The 15,441-nt window shown below is 59.8% G+C and carries 12 protein-coding genes; all 12 read right to left on the minus strand.

The window, feature by feature from the left end; translation table 11 throughout:
- Window positions 1-31: 31 nt before the first annotated feature.
- Window positions 32-778: an NUDIX hydrolase gene (locus J7447_RS06190; RefSeq protein WP_023004049.1), complete on the minus strand. Its 747-nt coding sequence runs from the start codon at window positions 776-778 to the stop codon at window positions 32-34.
- Entirely contained in the window at window positions 775-1,245 is a 471-nt protein-coding gene (locus tag J7447_RS06195) for a DUF983 domain-containing protein (RefSeq protein ID WP_173017394.1), read from the minus strand. Before J7447_RS06195 ends, J7447_RS06190 begins: the two co-directional genes overlap by 4 nt.
- The gene (gene rnr / locus J7447_RS06200) at window positions 1,242-3,494 is read right to left on the minus strand and encodes a ribonuclease R (RefSeq protein WP_062489011.1); all 2,253 of its coding nucleotides are present in this window, start codon (window positions 3,492-3,494) and stop codon (window positions 1,242-1,244) included. Before rnr ends, J7447_RS06195 begins: the two co-directional genes overlap by 4 nt.
- A gap of 62 nt (window positions 3,495-3,556) precedes the next feature.
- Window positions 3,557-6,235, minus strand: coding sequence for a type I DNA topoisomerase (topA, locus tag J7447_RS06205; RefSeq protein ID WP_209169081.1), 2,679 nt, complete (start codon window positions 6,233-6,235; stop codon window positions 3,557-3,559).
- A 188-nt stretch (window positions 6,236-6,423) separates the two neighbouring features.
- A complete protein-coding gene (dprA, locus tag J7447_RS06210) occupies window positions 6,424-7,563 on the minus strand; it encodes a DNA-processing protein DprA (RefSeq protein ID WP_353653745.1) in 1,140 nt (379 codons plus the stop codon).
- On the minus strand, window positions 7,560-8,225 hold the full coding sequence (gene plsY / locus J7447_RS06215; RefSeq protein ID WP_031270763.1) for a glycerol-3-phosphate 1-O-acyltransferase PlsY: 666 nt from the start codon (window positions 8,223-8,225) through the stop codon (window positions 7,560-7,562). Before plsY ends, dprA begins: the two co-directional genes overlap by 4 nt.
- A 114-nt stretch (window positions 8,226-8,339) precedes the next feature.
- Window positions 8,340-9,119, minus strand: a complete 780-nt coding sequence (locus tag J7447_RS06220; protein ID WP_209169082.1) for a DUF3108 domain-containing protein — start codon at window positions 9,117-9,119, stop codon at window positions 8,340-8,342.
- A 92-nt stretch (window positions 9,120-9,211) separates the two neighbouring features.
- Window positions 9,212-10,513 (minus strand): dihydroorotase, encoded by a 1,302-nt coding sequence (locus tag J7447_RS06225; protein ID WP_031270764.1) that lies wholly within the window; start codon window positions 10,511-10,513, stop codon window positions 9,212-9,214.
- A gap of 17 nt (window positions 10,514-10,530) precedes the next feature.
- Window positions 10,531-11,496 (minus strand): aspartate carbamoyltransferase catalytic subunit, encoded by a 966-nt coding sequence (locus tag J7447_RS06230; protein ID WP_023014489.1) that lies wholly within the window; start codon window positions 11,494-11,496, stop codon window positions 10,531-10,533.
- A 428-nt stretch (window positions 11,497-11,924) separates the two neighbouring features.
- On the minus strand, window positions 11,925-12,851 hold the full coding sequence (locus J7447_RS06235; RefSeq protein ID WP_023004058.1) for an AEC family transporter: 927 nt from the start codon (window positions 12,849-12,851) through the stop codon (window positions 11,925-11,927).
- A gap of 61 nt (window positions 12,852-12,912) precedes the next feature.
- Window positions 12,913-13,401, minus strand: coding sequence for a Holliday junction resolvase RuvX (gene ruvX, locus J7447_RS06240; protein ID WP_023004059.1), 489 nt, complete (start codon window positions 13,399-13,401; stop codon window positions 12,913-12,915).
- A 48-nt stretch (window positions 13,402-13,449) separates the two neighbouring features.
- Window positions 13,450-15,243, minus strand: coding sequence for an autotransporter domain-containing protein (locus J7447_RS06245; protein ID WP_209169083.1), 1,794 nt, complete (start codon window positions 15,241-15,243; stop codon window positions 13,450-13,452).
- Between the last annotated feature and the right edge of the window lie 198 nt (window positions 15,244-15,441).

A 15,441-nucleotide genomic window follows, 5' to 3' on the forward strand; every position in this document is an offset into this window, starting at 1 on the left:
ACGGCCGGCAATCCGCCAGGTACAGGTAACTTCAGAGCTCCTGCTTCACGAAACCGCCCTTGCGAAAGAAATAGTAGGGGACAGGCGTCGTCGGCGAAAGCTCAGGGTCTTTCGCCAGCCTGTCTTCCAGGTCGGTCAGGATCTTGTTGGTGATCATCGGCAGATCCTTCTGCCTCGCCTCTTCGAAAGTCAGCCAGGCACAGTCTTCCAGTTCGCCGGACGGGCCGGTTCCATCGGGCAACCTGTCGGCAATGGCGTCCGCCCAGACGGCCAGAAAACGGGTGTCGAAGCGTCGTGGGCGTTGCGGTGGGGTGATGGCCCTCGCAATCATCCGAAGGCCGCTCAGGTCGGGCTGTATGCCGCGCTCGGCAAATGCCTCGAAGCCGGTACCAAGGTGCAGGTGGTTGTTGTGCGCCTGACGGCCGATAAACAGCCCGGCCTCTTCATAGGTTTCCCGAATGGCGGCCAGGGCCAGTGCACGAACGCGCGCGGCAGACTTGGCGTTCTTCAGGTCCTGCGTAAGCTTTGCCTCGACGTCCGGATGATAGGGAAGCACGTCGGTCACACGGGAATCGGAGACATCCACTCGGCCACCAGGGAACACGAATTTTCCCGGCATGAAGGCATGGCGCATGTGACGACGGCCCATCAGCAGCTTCACGGAACCCCGATCGTCGCGGTCCAGAATGAGCAGCGTTGCGGCATCCTTGGGACGGATATACGGATAGTTTCCGGCTTTTTCGTCTTTTGCCAGCTGCTTTTCGAACGAACCGCTCATGTCACCCTTTCGGAAGGCACCGGAATGGGAGGCGTGTCGTCTTCCGCATCCGGGTCAAAACCATGCATGTAGAGCGCCCACTGCAGACCGATCAGCGCGCCTTTGATCGGTCGCAGAAGCGACAGCGACAGGATCAGCGTCAGCGGCACCCAGAGCGACATATGGATCCACAACGCGGGATGCCACAACACTTCCACGGCCAGAAGGCCGGGAACGATAATGTGGCCGACAATGGTGATTGTGAAATAGGGCGGGGCGTCGTCCGCGCGATGGTGATGGAACTCCTCACCGCAGACAGAGCAGGCATAGTGTGGCTGAAGGAAGCCATCGAACACCTTGCCTTTTCCGCAGTTCATGCACCGGTTGCCGGCACCGCGCAGCATGGCCTGAAGAACATTGCGCCGCGGTTTTTCGGATGCTGTTTCCGGCGATTCCAGTTTGTCGTGCAGTTCATACCGGACCGTCACGAAGATCTCCTTCGACCCTGTTTCTTCGGTGAGGCCTTGCTGCGTCCGCCCTTCGGCGGTCCACGCCGCACCTTCGGCGCGGCTTTCCGGATGCGTTTGCCGGCAATGCTGCCGTGGCTCAGCAGCTCGAATGTCAGTGCACCGGCAAAGGGGGCTGCTTCCACCAGCCGGACCTCCACTTGATCGCCAAGTTGGTAGGTCTCGCCGGTTTTGTCACCTATCAGGGCGTGCGACCCTTCGTCATAGCGATAATAATCGAGGCCGATTGTGGAGGCCGGTACGAAGCCGTCGGCACCTGTATCGGACAGGCGAACAAACATGCCGGACTTGACCACCCCTGCAATTCTGCCCTGAAAACTCGCGCCGATCTGGTCGCTCATCCAAAGGGCAATCAGACGGTCGATGGTGTCGCGTTCGGCAAGCATTGCCCGCCGTTCAGCGGCCGAGATTTCAGCGCCGATGGCCTCCAGTTTCGTCTCGATACCTTCCGGCAAGCCATCCTTGCCAAGCCCGAGCGCGGATATCAGCCCACGGTGCACGATCAGATCGGCATACCGGCGGATCGGTGACGTGAAATGGGCGTACCGCCGCAGGTTCAAGCCGAAATGGCCGATGTTCTGCGGGGCGTATTCTGCCTGGGCCTGGCTGCGCAAGACCACCTCGTTGACGAGATTGGCCTGCGGTGTGTCCTTCACCTTGGCAAGTATGCCGTTGAAGGCGGAGGGGCGGAGACCACCGGAGGACGGCAGCTTGATGTTGATCGTCGACAGAAAGTCTTTCAAGCTTTCCAGCTTTTCCGGGGTCGAGGCATCGTGGATCCGGTAGAGCAGGGGCGTTTTCTTCTGCTCCAGCGTTTCGGCGGCTGCCACGTTCGCCTGGATCATGAATTCTTCGATCAGCTTGTGGGCGTCCAGACGCTCCGGAACATAGACATGATCGACAGTTCCATCCGGTTTCAGCTTGATCTTGCGTTCCGGCAGATCGAGTTCCAGCGGTTCGCGCGCCTCGCGTCCCTTCTTCAGCACGGCGTAAGCGGCCCATAGCGGCTTCAGGACGCCGTCGAGCAGGGTTTCGGTCTTCTCGTCTGTCGTGCCGTCAATCGCCTTCTGGGCCTGCAGATAGGAGAGTTTTGCCGCCGAACGCATCAGCACCCTGTGAAAGGTGTGCCCGGTCTTGCGTCCGGTCTTGTCGAACACCATTCGCACGCCAAGCGCCGGCTTGTCTTCCTTTTCCCGGAGCGAGCAGAGCTGGTTGGAAATTCGCTCCGGCAGCATCGGGATCACCCGGTCGGGAAAATAGACCGAGTTGCCGCGCAGGTTCGCTTCCCGGTCCATCGGAGAGCCGGGGGTGACGTAGTATGCGACATCCGCAATCGCCACATAGCAAATATAGCCGCCTTCGTTGGAAGGGTCCTCGTCCGCTTCGGCGTAGACGGCGTCGTCGTGGTCTTTTGCGTCGGGCGGGTCGATGGTGATCAGCGGCACCTGCCGCCAGTCCTCGCGCTTGCCGAGTTTCTCCACCGGCTTTGCGCTCTCGGCCTGCGCTTCTACAGCTGCCGGAAAGACATGCGGAATGCCATGCGATTGCAGGGCGATCTCCGAAACCGCCTTTTCCGAATTCATCGAGCCGAAGCGCTCAACCACCGACGCGACGGGATGGCCGTAGCGGCCGGAGCGCGTCACCTGAACGCTGACAAGATCTCCGTCCTCTGAGTCCTTGAGGTCACGCGGATCAATGTCGAGTTCCCGCTGCTTGCGGTCAATCGGTTCGAGATAGGGCGGGCGGGTGCCGTCACGCTTCCGCAGAATTCCGAGGATTGCACCCTGACGCTTTTCCAAAACGCGGATGACGCGGGCAACATGTTCTGTTTCGGGGCCGCTCTCAGCTTCGGTCAGGCGCACGAGTGCGCGGTCACCCAGGCCAGGTTGCGTCGCCTTGGTCTTGCCGGTCAGTACCAGAATTTTCGGCGGAGTGCCAGCCTCGTCGTCCCAGTCGACAGGGGTCGCGATCAGCTCACCGTCCCGGTCGCGTGCAATGAGATTGGCCACGAAAACCGGCGGCAGATCGCCAGGACGGATCATGCGCTTGTTGCGCTTTTCCATCAGGCCGTCGTCCGTCAGGTCCTTCAACATCTTTTTCAGATGGATGCGGGCCCCGCCGATAATACCGAAATGACGGGCAATCTCGCGCTTGCCCGCACGCCCCGGGTTATCTGCAACAAACGCGAGAATATCCTCGCGGGATGGCATTTCACCCGGAACCTTGGCGTGTTTTCGGTTGGTGTGCTTGCGCGTGTTAATCCGTTTTGCGCTCAACTCGCATCATCCCAGGGCACCTCTTCGGACGACGCATCGACCTTTGCCTTTGCGGATGACTTTGCCGTCGTCTTCTTGGTGGTCGTCTTTTTGGTTGCTGTTTTCTTCGCAGCAGGTTTCTTGGCAGCCGCCTTCTTCTTGGTGCCGCCCTTGGAGGCCTTTGCCGCGATCAGCTCCAGCGCCTGTTCCATCGTCACGGCCTTGGGGTCGGTGTCCTTCGGTAGCGTGGCGTTGATCTTGCCGTGCTTGACGTAAGGCCCATAGCGCCCGTCATAGACATTGATCGGGCCGCCTTCAGACGGATGCTCGCCAAGCTCCTTCAGCGGCGTTGCCGCTGCACCGCCGCGGCCACCACCCTTGGCGCGTTTCTGCGCAAGAGCATCGACTGCACGGTTGATGCCGACGGAGAACACTTCGTCTGGCGTGGACAGATTGGCATAGGTGCCTTCATGCAGCACGAACGGCCCGTAGCGACCGATACCGGCCGAGATCATCTTGCCGTCTTCCGGGTGTGGCCCCACCTCGCGTGGCAGCGACAGAAGCTGCAGCGCCTTTTCCAGATCCATATCCGGTGCGGACCAGCCACGGGGCAGGGAGGCTCGTTTCGGCTTGGCTTCTTCGCCCAGCTGAACATAGGGGCCGAAGCGGCCGTTGCGCAGGGAAACGTCAAGGCCGGTTTCCGGATCGGTGCCGAGAACCTTCGGGCCGTCGTCACCTTCGCCGTCTTCACCGCCCGGCTTGCCGAGCTGCCGTGTAAAGCCGCACTCGGGATAGTTGGAGCAGCCGATGAAAGCGCCCCAGCGGCTGACCTTGAGCGATAGCTGACCTGTGTCGCAGGACGGGCACTTGCGCGGATCGGTGCCATCTTCCTTCGGCGGGAAGATATGCGGCCCGAGCAGTTCGTTCAGCGCGTCGATGACATGGGCAACGCGCAGGTCCTTGATTTCATCGACCGCGCCGGAAAACCCGGTCCAGAAATCACGCAGCACGTCGAGCCAGGAAAGCTCGCCTGCGGAAATCTTGTCGAGCTGTTCTTCCAGGCTCGCTGTGAAGTCGAATTCGACATAGCGCTGGAAGAAGCTTTCCAGGAACGCGGTAACAATGCGGCCCTTGTCCATCGGAACAAGCTGCTTCTTGTCGAGTTCGACATAGTCACGGTCGCGCAGGGTCTGAAGCGTCGAGGCATAGGTGGACGGCCGGCCGATGCCAAGCTCTTCCATCTTCTTGACCAGGCTTGCTTCGGTGTAGCGCGGCGGCGGTGTCGTGAAATGCTGCGAGGCTTCGATGGCTTGTGTGGTCCCGTCGACAGAGGCAGCCGTCAGCGCGGCACCTTCATCGACCGCCGGCAGACGCTTGGAGTTCTCGTCTTCCTCGTCGTCCCGGCCTTCCTGGTAAAGCGCAAGAAAACCGTCGAAGCGGACGACGGAGCCAGTGGCACGCAGATTGGCGCGTTTACCGGAACCGTCGGCGAGAATCTCGATAGTGGTCCGTTCCAGAACGGCCGACTCCATCTGAGAAGCCATGGTCCGTTTCCACACCAGCTCATAAAGCTTGGCCTGGTCCGGATCCAGGAACCTGGCGACATCCTTCGGGCGACGCGAAAGGTCCGTTGGCCGGATCGCTTCGTGTGCTTCCTGGGCGTTCTTTGCCTTGGAGGTATAGACGCGCGGGCTTTCCGGGACGTAATTGTCACCGAAATCCTTGGCGATTACGGAGCGGGCGGCAGCGATCGCTTCGCCGGCAATCTGAACGCCGTCGGTACGCATGTAGGTGATGAGACCGGAAGTCTCGCCACCGATTGAGATGCCCTCATAAAGCTTCTGCGCCACCTGCATGGTGCGCGATGCGGAAAACCCGAGTTTGCGTGAGGCTTCCTGCTGCAGGGTGGAGGTGGTGAACGGTGCCGCCGGATTGCGCTTCGCAGGTTTGGAAGCCACGCTGTCGACCTTGAAGCTGGCACTTTCCAGCATGGTCTTGATCGCGGTGGCTTCCGCTTCGTTGTTGATGTCGAGACGGCCGATTTTCTTGCCGTCGAAACCGGTCACGCCAGCCTGGAACATGTCCCCGGTCGGTGTCTTCATGTTGGCGAAGATCGACCAGTATTCCTGCGGCTTGAAGGTTTCGATTTCCATTTCCCGGTCGCAGATCAGCCGCAATGCGACAGACTGCACGCGCCCGGCGGAACGGGCACCGGGCAGCTTGCGCCACAGAACCGGAGACAGGGTGAAACCGACCAGGTAATCCAGTGCTCGGCGGGCGAGATAGGCATCGACCAGCGGGGTATCCAGCTGGCGCGGATTGTCCATCGCTTCCAGGATCGCCTTCTTGGTGATCGCGTTGAAAACCACGCGCTCGACCTGCTTGTCCTTCAGCACCTTCTTCTTTTGCAGCACTTCCAGAACGTGCCACGAAATTGCTTCCCCTTCGCGGTCGGGGTCAGTCGCGAGAATGAGGCGGTCGGCATCCTTGACCGCATTGGCGATTTCGCTCAGCCGTTTCTGCGCCTTCGCATCCACTTGCCAGCTCATGGCGAAATTGTCGTCCGGCAGCACCGAGCCGTCCTTGGCCGGCAGATCTCGCACATGGCCGTAGGAAGCCAGCACCGTATAGTCGGAACCGAGATATTTGTTGATCGTCTTGGCTTTCGCCGGCGATTCGACAATGACGACGTTCATTCTTACCCAAAATATTTTTGCCGGATACGGAGCCCCCGCCCGGTGGAGAAGGTGATCTGAGTGCTAATTCAGTGGCGCAGACGATCAAGGATCAAGCGCCGCCTGTCAAATGGACCTTTGATCCTTCCGGGTCAAGCGGTTCGGTCCAGATACGGGTTATCCACTGAGATTCAAGGAAAAACGGCCCCTTACATCAAAGCGGAGATTTTGTTGCCGCGGTGTCTTTCGAGGCGCCCGGCAAGTTCGAGTTCCAGCAGCACGACGTGAACCGACCTCGCATCACCATCCGCAAAGCGTATCAATTCATCCATGTCCACCGGGGTTGGACCAAGCGCCGCAAGGACGCGGTCACGCAGCTTTCCATCCGGTTCAGAGCGGGAAAGAGGGGCGGTTTCGCTCTCTTCGCGGAACTGCCTGCCAAAGGGAAGGGTTGGCGCCAGTCGACCACCAAGACCTTCCAGCACATCGTCGGCGGTCGAGACAAGTGCCGCACCCTGCCGGATCAAGCCGTTGGCACCTTCCGAACGCGGATCCAGGGGGGAACCCGGTACGGCGAAGATGTCCCTGTTCTGCTCAAGAGCATAACGAGCGGTGTGAAGAGAGCCGGAGGCCTTGGCGGCTTCGATAACGATGACCCCCAGAGACAGGCCTGAAATCAGCCGGTTGCGCCGGGGAAAATCCCGGCTGCGGGGTTTCCAGCCAAGAGGCATCTCGCTGATGACGGCGCCTCCTGTGTCGAGAACGGCAGCAAGCAACCTGTCGTGTTCCGGCGGGTAGAGCACATTGATGCCTCCCGCAAACACGGCAATGGTACCTGTTTGTAGTGAGGCTTCATGGGCGGCAGCATCGATCCCGCGGGCGAGGCCGGACACGATTGAAAAGCCTTCTGCCCCAAGCCCCTGCGCAAATCGTGTCGCAAGTTTTCTGCCGGAAAGCGAAGCGTTGCGGGCACCGACGATCGCAATCATCCGTTCCCGGGTCAGCGCGGAGGTGCCGCCCATGACGGACAGGAGCGGCGGCGGACCGTCGATATGTCGAAGATGTTGCGGATAGTCGGGTTCATGCAGGCCAATCAACCGGGCCCCGATCCGCCCATGAGCGTCCAGCTCGGCTTCAGCGTCTTCAATCGGACAAATCCGGCTTGCCTTGCCACCGCGCCTTGCAAGATCGGGAAGCACCTCCAGCGCTCGTTGAGCGGAGCCAGCGTGTTTCAGAAGTTCCGCGAATGTAACGGGACCGACGTTTTCCGATCGTATTAGGCGAAGCCACGCCAGACGTTCCGCCTCGGAGAGGTTGCCGGGAGTTATATTTTCAGAAATGCGGTTCACGCGCTTTCATCGCCGGGCGGAGACGAAGCATTGGCCGCCGGTTTGGATTTTGAGCCGATCTTGCTTTCTTCCCCACGCAGAAGCCGCCCAATGTTTTCGTGATGCTTGGCCCATAGCAGCACCGACAGCAAGACGAACATCTGAGCTATCTGGACCTGATGGAAAACGAGATAGAGCACGATCGGGGTCAGCAGGGTAGCCGTCAGTGCGGACAGAGACGAATAACGGAACAGAAAGGCCATGCCGATCCAGATGCCAGCCGCGAGCAGGAACATCGGCCAATAGAGGCCAAGCAGAATGCCGAGGTAGGTTGCAACACCCTTGCCGCCCTTGAACTTCAGCCACACCGGGAAGAGGTGCCCGAGAAACGCCCCAAGGCCGGCGATAAGAGCCATTTCCTGACCGTAGAAGTGATTGACGATCAGAACGGCAACGGTGCCCTTCAATCCATCCCCCAGCAACGTGGCAGCTGCCAGAGATTTGCGGCCGGTGCGCAGAACGTTGGTGGTGCCGATGTTGCCCGAGCCGATTTGGCGGATGTCTCCAAGCCCGGCCATGCGCGTGAACAGCAGGCCGAAGGGAATCGAACCGAGCAGATAGCCGAAGGCGAGGGCGGCGAGATAGTAGGGCCAGGCAAAGGCCCAGCTGATCGGTTCTGGCACGCGATACTCCAATGACGTGCATAATAAATAGCCATCGCAATGTAACTGCATGGCAGCCCGGATCAAGTCCGGCAACTGAGAAAAGAGTGTCTTTGCAGGGAAATAGCGCGGGGTCTATTCCGAGAGCTTGTATTTTTCCGCTTCCACCAGCAGCGACCCGAACGGAAGGGAAATACTGGCCCGGAGCGGGACGAGATACGGCTTGTCACCAACCGGTGCGAGCCAGACTTCCATGGACTTGTTTGCCGCGAGTTGCTGGATCGACGTGCGCTTCGGCCGGTGGCCGGAAATGGGTTCGTACCGGACACCGCAGACTATGACGTCGCCCTTGAACCGGCCATCAGACGTTCTGGTGGCTTTGCGGGATTTGTACTGCAGGTGAACGTCGTAACGTTCCTTGCCGTCGAAGATGCGCAATGTCCTGTTGCAGCTCTCCTTGGCAAGGCCCTGCGGGGCAGGAAGCACGGCGGCGGTCAGGGGATCGAGAACACTTTTAAGATGCTCTGCGGTTACCTTGACCCGTTCCTTCATCCGATCCTGCGGCGGCCGAACTTCGATAGCGTCGATACTGCCCTTACGCATCCGCATGGTGATGGTTCCGGTCTCGTCTTCACTCTTGAGGTCAAGAGCGTAGCGGGCTGGCTCCAGGTCGAGTTTTTCTGCGGTTCCAGCGACTTCAACTGTGCCTTTGCCGTCAGACACCAGCCGTCCGAAGGCGGCGGTCTGGCCGTTGGCGCTGACGGAATAGGACTTGCTGTCGACATCCAGTGACATGACGCCGGAGCCGATAGGCAGCCCAAGGGCGTAAAGCTTGTACTTAATGTAGAGGTCAGCCGCCGAAGCGCTGCCGGTAAACAGCGCGGGTATCAGAAAGGCAAGTGCGATCAGGCGCATCAGCATGTTCCGTTGGAAGTTCCGTTCGCGCCAGATTCAGGGAGAATTGTGGCGCGAACAGGATCAGCGTTGGAACGGAAACAAGGGCTTGTTCAGGTGTGGCTGAAAACCGTTTTCCCGCCGACAACCGTGCGCAGCACTCGCCCCGAGAACCGTGCATCCTCGAAGGGAGAATTCTTCGAACGTGACTTGATGGTACTTTTTTCCAGGACCCAGGGACGCTCGGGATCGAACACGGTCACATCCGCCGGAGCTCCCTTGGAAAGGCGTCCTGTTTCCAGTCCAAGCCGGTCCGCCGGGCGGCAGGTCATCGCGCCAAGCAGGGTGACAAGGTCGACCTGCTCGGAATGATAAAGCCGCAAGGCGGCCGCCAGAAGGGTTTCAAGGCCGATGGCGCCGTCTTCTGCTTCCGCCCACGGATGACGTTTGGTTTCCACGTCCTGCGGGTCATGATTGGAGCAGATGATGTCGATTGTGCCGTCGGCAACAGCCGCGATCATCGCTTGCCGGTCGTCTTCATCGCGCAGTGGTGGCGACATCTTGAAGAACGTTCGATAGGCGCCGATGTCGTTTTCATTGTGGGTCAGGTGATTGATCGACACACCGGCGGTGATGTCCAGCCCTTTCGCCTTGCCTGCTCGAACCACGTCTGCACTGTCGGAGGTGGAAATGAGGTTTGCGTGGTACTTGCCCTTGGACATGGCAACCAGGCGCAGGTCCCGCTCCAGCATGATGATTTCCGCTTCACGCGGCACACCGGAAAGACCTTTCCAACTGGCGTTCAGCCCTGCGTTCATGACCCCGCCGGCTAGGTCCGGGTCTTCCGTGTGGTGGATGACCAGCGCATCGAAATCGCGGGCATAGGTCATCATGCGGCGCATGACCTGGGCATTCTTGACCGACTTGTGGCCGTTGGTGAAGGCAACGGCTCCTGCTTCCTTCAGCAAGCCGATTTCGGCCATTTCCTCGCCCTTGAGGCCTTTGGTCAAGGCGGCCAGTGGCAACACGTTGACGATGGCCGTGTCACGCGCCCGGCGCAGGATGAAATCGACAAGCGCGGGATCGTCAATGACCGGATCCGTATCGGGCATGGTGCAAATTGTCGTCACGCCGCCGCTTGCGGCAGCCTGGGAGGCACTGGCGAGCGTTTCCCGGTGCTCTGCACCCGGTTCCCCGACGGAGACGCAGAAGTCGATCAGGCCCGGACAGGCGATCGCGCCCTTGCAGTCGATAATTTCCGCGCCGTAGGGAGAGCCCTGGTTGGCAGCTTCCGGCCCGGCGGCGAGAATGGTGCCGTCCGCGATGATGACGGAACCTGGAGCATCCAGGCCGCGTGCCGGGTCAATCACTCTGGCGTTTGAGAGAACCAGAGGTTTGGGTGTGTCGTAAGCCACGTGTCTTGTCCCCTGGATCAGTTGTTCGGCAGATTGGCGGCAAGGGCTTCAAGCACGGCCATGCGCACGGCAACGCCCATTTCCACCTGTTCGCGAATAAGGCTTTGGGCGCCATCGGCAATCGAGGCATCGATCTCGACACCGCGGTTCATCGGCCCGGGATGCATGACTAGGGCGTCTTCCTTGGCATAGGCGAGCTTTTCCGCGTCCAGTCCGTAGTAGCGGTAATATTCCCGTACAGAAGGAATGAAGGCACCGTTCATGCGCTCGCGCTGCAGGCGCAGCATCATGACGATGTCGGCGCCCGCGAGACCTTCCTTCATGCTGGTGAAGACCTCGACGCCCATCTTGGCGATGCCGGACGGCAAGAGGGTGGTGGGGGCAACAACACGGACGCGCGCTCCGAGCGCGTTCAAAAGAATGATATTGGACCGGGCAACGCGAGAATGGGCGATGTCACCGCAGATGGCCACGGTCAACCGCGCGATCTTTCCCTTGTGTCGCCGGATGGTAAGGGCGTCGAGCAGGGCCTGTGTCGGGTGTTCATGCGGACCGTCGCCGGCATTGACCACGGAACAGCCGACCTTGCGCGCCAGAAGATGCACCGCACCGGCCGCGTGGTGGCGAACCACCAGAAGGTCGGGGTGCATGGCGTTCAGCGTTGCTGCCGTATCGATCAGCGTCTCGCCCTTTTTCACAGACGACTGGGACACTGCCATGTTCATCACATCCGCCCCGAGCCGTTTTCCGGCCAGTTCAAAAGAACTTTGGGTGCGGGTTGAGTTCTCGAAAAAGAGGTTGATCTGGGTTCGTCCCTGCAAGACCAGCCGTCGTTTGCTGATCTGGCGGGAAACCTCTACGGCTTCTTCCGCCCGGTCCAGAAGGCCCAGAATTTCGTGGGGGTGAAGGCCCTCTATGCCCAGCAAATGACGATGGGGATAAGGGCTGTCTCGATGGGTGTTGCTCGCGGTCATCGAGACCATTCCTATAAGGAGGAACGCCCGGTTCGACAAGTCAGGAAATCACATCATGCCCGCTGTCCACATAGCTGCTAAATATTTGATCGGCTGGACAAAATATGGCTGCGTGCGCGGCGATAGACGGGAGAAGTTTCAACTGCGGCACGCGCAGGCACCGCCAAAAGATTGAATCTATTGTGTTCCACTCAAGATCACGACCGAATCTCAACGAGAATACTGCCGCAATAGTCGCAAAGAACCTGCAGCTTCCATCCGCTTGCAGCTTGCAGTCACCCTGGTTGGGAACAGCTGACAAGTTCTTGGAAATTATAGACAACTGTCAGTTTCTGCCAGGCGTTGCACATGGCTTGGCAACTGTGCCGGTCTAAAGCGAATTGATGACGGGCACGATTTTGCGCAACTGGGCGAGCTTCTACTGCCAAAGGGCCCGATCAAGTGACCAGCAGCAGGGCCAGCGGGATCGTCAGGGTCGCTGCCAGGGTCTGAAGCGTGATGATCTCGGCCATCAGCTTTGCGTCGCCGCCCATCTGGCGGGCGAGCAGGTAGGAGTTGCTGGCACAGGGCACGGAACTGGCAATGATGACCACGACCAATGCGGGGCCGGTAACGCCGAAAAGACTGGCAAAGCCAAAGGCAAGCAACGGCATGAATATCGGACGCAAAAAGGTGCCGAGGGCGAGTGCCGGTCCCGGTCTGCGGAGTGAGCCGAGGTCCAGCCCGGCTCCGACGCAGATGATGCCGATGGGGAGCGCGGCCCTGGAGAAAATCTCCAGGGTATCGTCGACCACGAAAGGCAGGGAGATGCCACCCGCGTTCATGATGCCGCCTGCGCCGATCGAGAGGATGAAGGGATTGGTGAACAGGTCTTTCAGGATCTTGGCGCCACTTGGTGACGTTCCGCTTGCGTAATGCGACAGCACCAGGATGCTGGCAACATTGAGCAAGGGGATCATGAACACCATGGCGACCGCAAGCATGGCCAGCCCTGTTTCACCGACCACATTGTCGGCAATCGCGAGCGCGATCATGGCGTTCCAGCGCAAGGTTCCCTGAAAGATGGAGGTAAAACGCGGCGCGGCGATGCCCCAGGCACGCTCGATGGTCGTGCGTGCCAGAAGCAGAAGCAGCGCCATGGACAAGATGGAGGCGAGCAGGGCACCACCCATGTTGAGCGTCGGAAAACTGGCGAAATCCGCTTGCGAGATCGTGCGGAACAACACCGCCGGAAACAGGACATAATAGGCAAGCCGTTCGACGCCACGCCATTGCTCGCCGGTAATCAGTCCGGTGCGGGCGATCAGGTAGCCGGAGGCAATCACGAGGATGACCGGCATCAGGGCGGCAAGTGTGGTCAGCATGTGTTCGGCTTTCGCGTTCGACAGGCCTTGAAACAAGGGCCTGTACCCGGCAGCGGTGGGATCAGCCGTTATCTAAGCCCATAAAGCCGAGTCGGTCCAGAAAGCCCTGCAGGATGTAGGCAGCGGCCATCTTGTCGACCACGTCGGCTCGTTTCGCACGGCTCGTATCGGCTTCCAGCAGCGTGCGCGTCACGGCCGCCGTCGACAGCCGCTCGTCCCAATAGGTGATCGGCAGGTCCGTTTTCTGCGAGAGGTTTCTCACGAAAGCGCGGGTCGCCTGGACGCGGGGGCCTTCGGAGCCATCCATGTTGAGCGGCAGACCGAGCACCATGCCGCCGACGCCCTGCTTGGCGCAGATGGCCAGGAGTTGTTCCGCATCCAGGGTGAACTTCTTGCGCCGGATCGTTTCCATGGGAGAGGCGATGCCACGGCCGAGATCTGAAAGCGCCAGACCAATGGTCTTGGTGCCAAGATCCAGGCCGATCAGCCGGGTGCGGTCGGGCACGGCGGCCATGAAGTCTTCCAGGGAAAGTGCGGGGTCATTTGCCATTCGGCGGCTTTACCAGCGAGCCATGGAAAACACCAGTTCGATTTTCAATCAGAACCCGATGGCAACACGAAGTTGCCCTTCCCAAACGTCCAGCCCGTTCTGGCCCAGGCTGAGATAGCCTCCCTTTGCATCAAGCGTCACGTTCTCCGCAATCAGGGCAGTCGCCCCGCCACGCAGTGTAAAGCTCCAGGCCGATGCGGTGACAAAGTTCAGTTCATCATCGAGGATCTTGCCGTCGTTCGGTCGCAAATATTCGTATACCGCGCCTGCTTCCACATAGGGCTGGATCAGAAGCCCGTCCTGCAAGGTGAATTGACGGCTGAATTCGGTCGTAAGTTCAATTGTACCCAGAGAGGCGGCATTGCCCGAGATGGGAACGCTTACAGCCCGGTTGAGGATCGTACCGTTCAGATCGTAACCGTCGGAAAACACGCGGTTGAAGGTCACGGTCGCCTTGGGGCGTACCTGGATCTCGCTCAACGCATACTGACCGTGAACACTGAAAGTTGCGCCGAGTTCATGGGTGTTGTATTCGCCGCTCAAAACCGAGATATCCGACTGACTGTTTGAAAAGCCATAGCTCAGCGAGCCATCAACGGCCCAGTGCTGTGAAATTCGTGCGGCAACATAGGGGCCGATCTCAAACCCTTGGGTGTCGATTGTCAGGTTGGAATTGAAACCGTCGGTGTCGGTGGTTTCAAAGGTCACGGAAAAACCGCCAACGATATCTTCGGTTAGCTTGCGGTCGGCACCAAATGCCGCGGTTCCGCTGAGTGTCTGAAAGTCCCTGCCGAAACGACGGTCGTCGCTGTAGACCCCGGTTACCGTGCTCCAGGCATTCCAGAGTGTCGGTTCGATCAGATCCCGGCCAGGTGTGATTGGAACTTCGTCCTGCTGCTGCAGACGGCCGGCGGCCAGCAGTTGTTCCCGGGTGCAGAACGCCTGTGCATTGGCGGTCTGTGTCTCCTCGGCTGATCTTGGATCGACGCAGTAACTGATGATCTGACCATCAGCGCGCCTGACCGGCACAAAGCCAGCCGGAAGGGCGGGTTGATTTGGATTGCGGCTGCCGGGCGGCAGGGTTCCGATTGGTGGCGTGACGGTGCCCGGTGCGCCCGGGCCTCCGGGCAAAACACCGGATGGCGGCAGCGTACCAATGGGCGGTGTCACGCTTCCGGGCCGTCCTGGGAATGTAAAAGATGGTGGTACGGTGCCGATTGGCGGAGCTGCTGTCCCAGGGCGTCCGGGCGAAAGTCCGGCAGGTGGCAGTGTCCCGATTGGAGGTGTAACACCAGCAGGTGGCAAGGTACCTATAGGCGGCGTAACCCCGCTTGCCGGAGGCGAAATCGGCCCCGGTAAGCCGGGCAGCACTCCGCTTGGGGGCAGGACCGCGATCGGAGGAACCGGCCGTCCGAAATCCGGAAACAGCCTGCTGATTGGAGGCTTTACCAGGCTAGGGGGCTTGATGTTGTCGGGAAGCTGAAAGTCGCGTTTCTGGTTCTGAGTGTCGATAAGACAATCGGACCCGCCGTCGACACCATAAAGCTTGTGCGTGCCGCCGTTTCCGCTCGAAACAACTGGAGAAGTGGATAGATGCAGACCGGTGCTGGAGCGGGACCATGTGTCGACCGTCTGATTACCCTGGGCGGCATCCAGTCGGTAGTCGCCGGCAACCGTGCCTGAAACCCAGATTGAGCGGCTGTCAGACTTGTTGGTTCCCAGAAAAAGCAGGCCGCCATCGTTCTTGCAATTGGCGGCAAGGGCGGATGTCGAAAGGCTGCTGAAGAGCAGAGCTGCCGGGCAGATGACGTCCAGCCAGACACGTTTCGAACGCAGTCGCATCGGCATTGCTCCAGAGTCTCGCGAATCCCCGACGTCATCTTGCGTTGAAGCAGAAAGGGAAGCTAGCTCTGGTTGTTGAAATAATCGAGGCGTTGCCATAATTGCACAAATGCACTGTTAAAAATATCGATAACAAGACCGTGCCCTGCAAGGCAGATTGAACGCATTCAGCTTGTTGCGGACCGGCTGCCGCTGATA

The sequence above is a fragment of the Labrenzia sp. R5_0 genome (assembly GCF_017743835.1).
Lineage (GTDB): Bacteria > Pseudomonadota > Alphaproteobacteria > Rhizobiales > Stappiaceae > Roseibium > Roseibium algicola.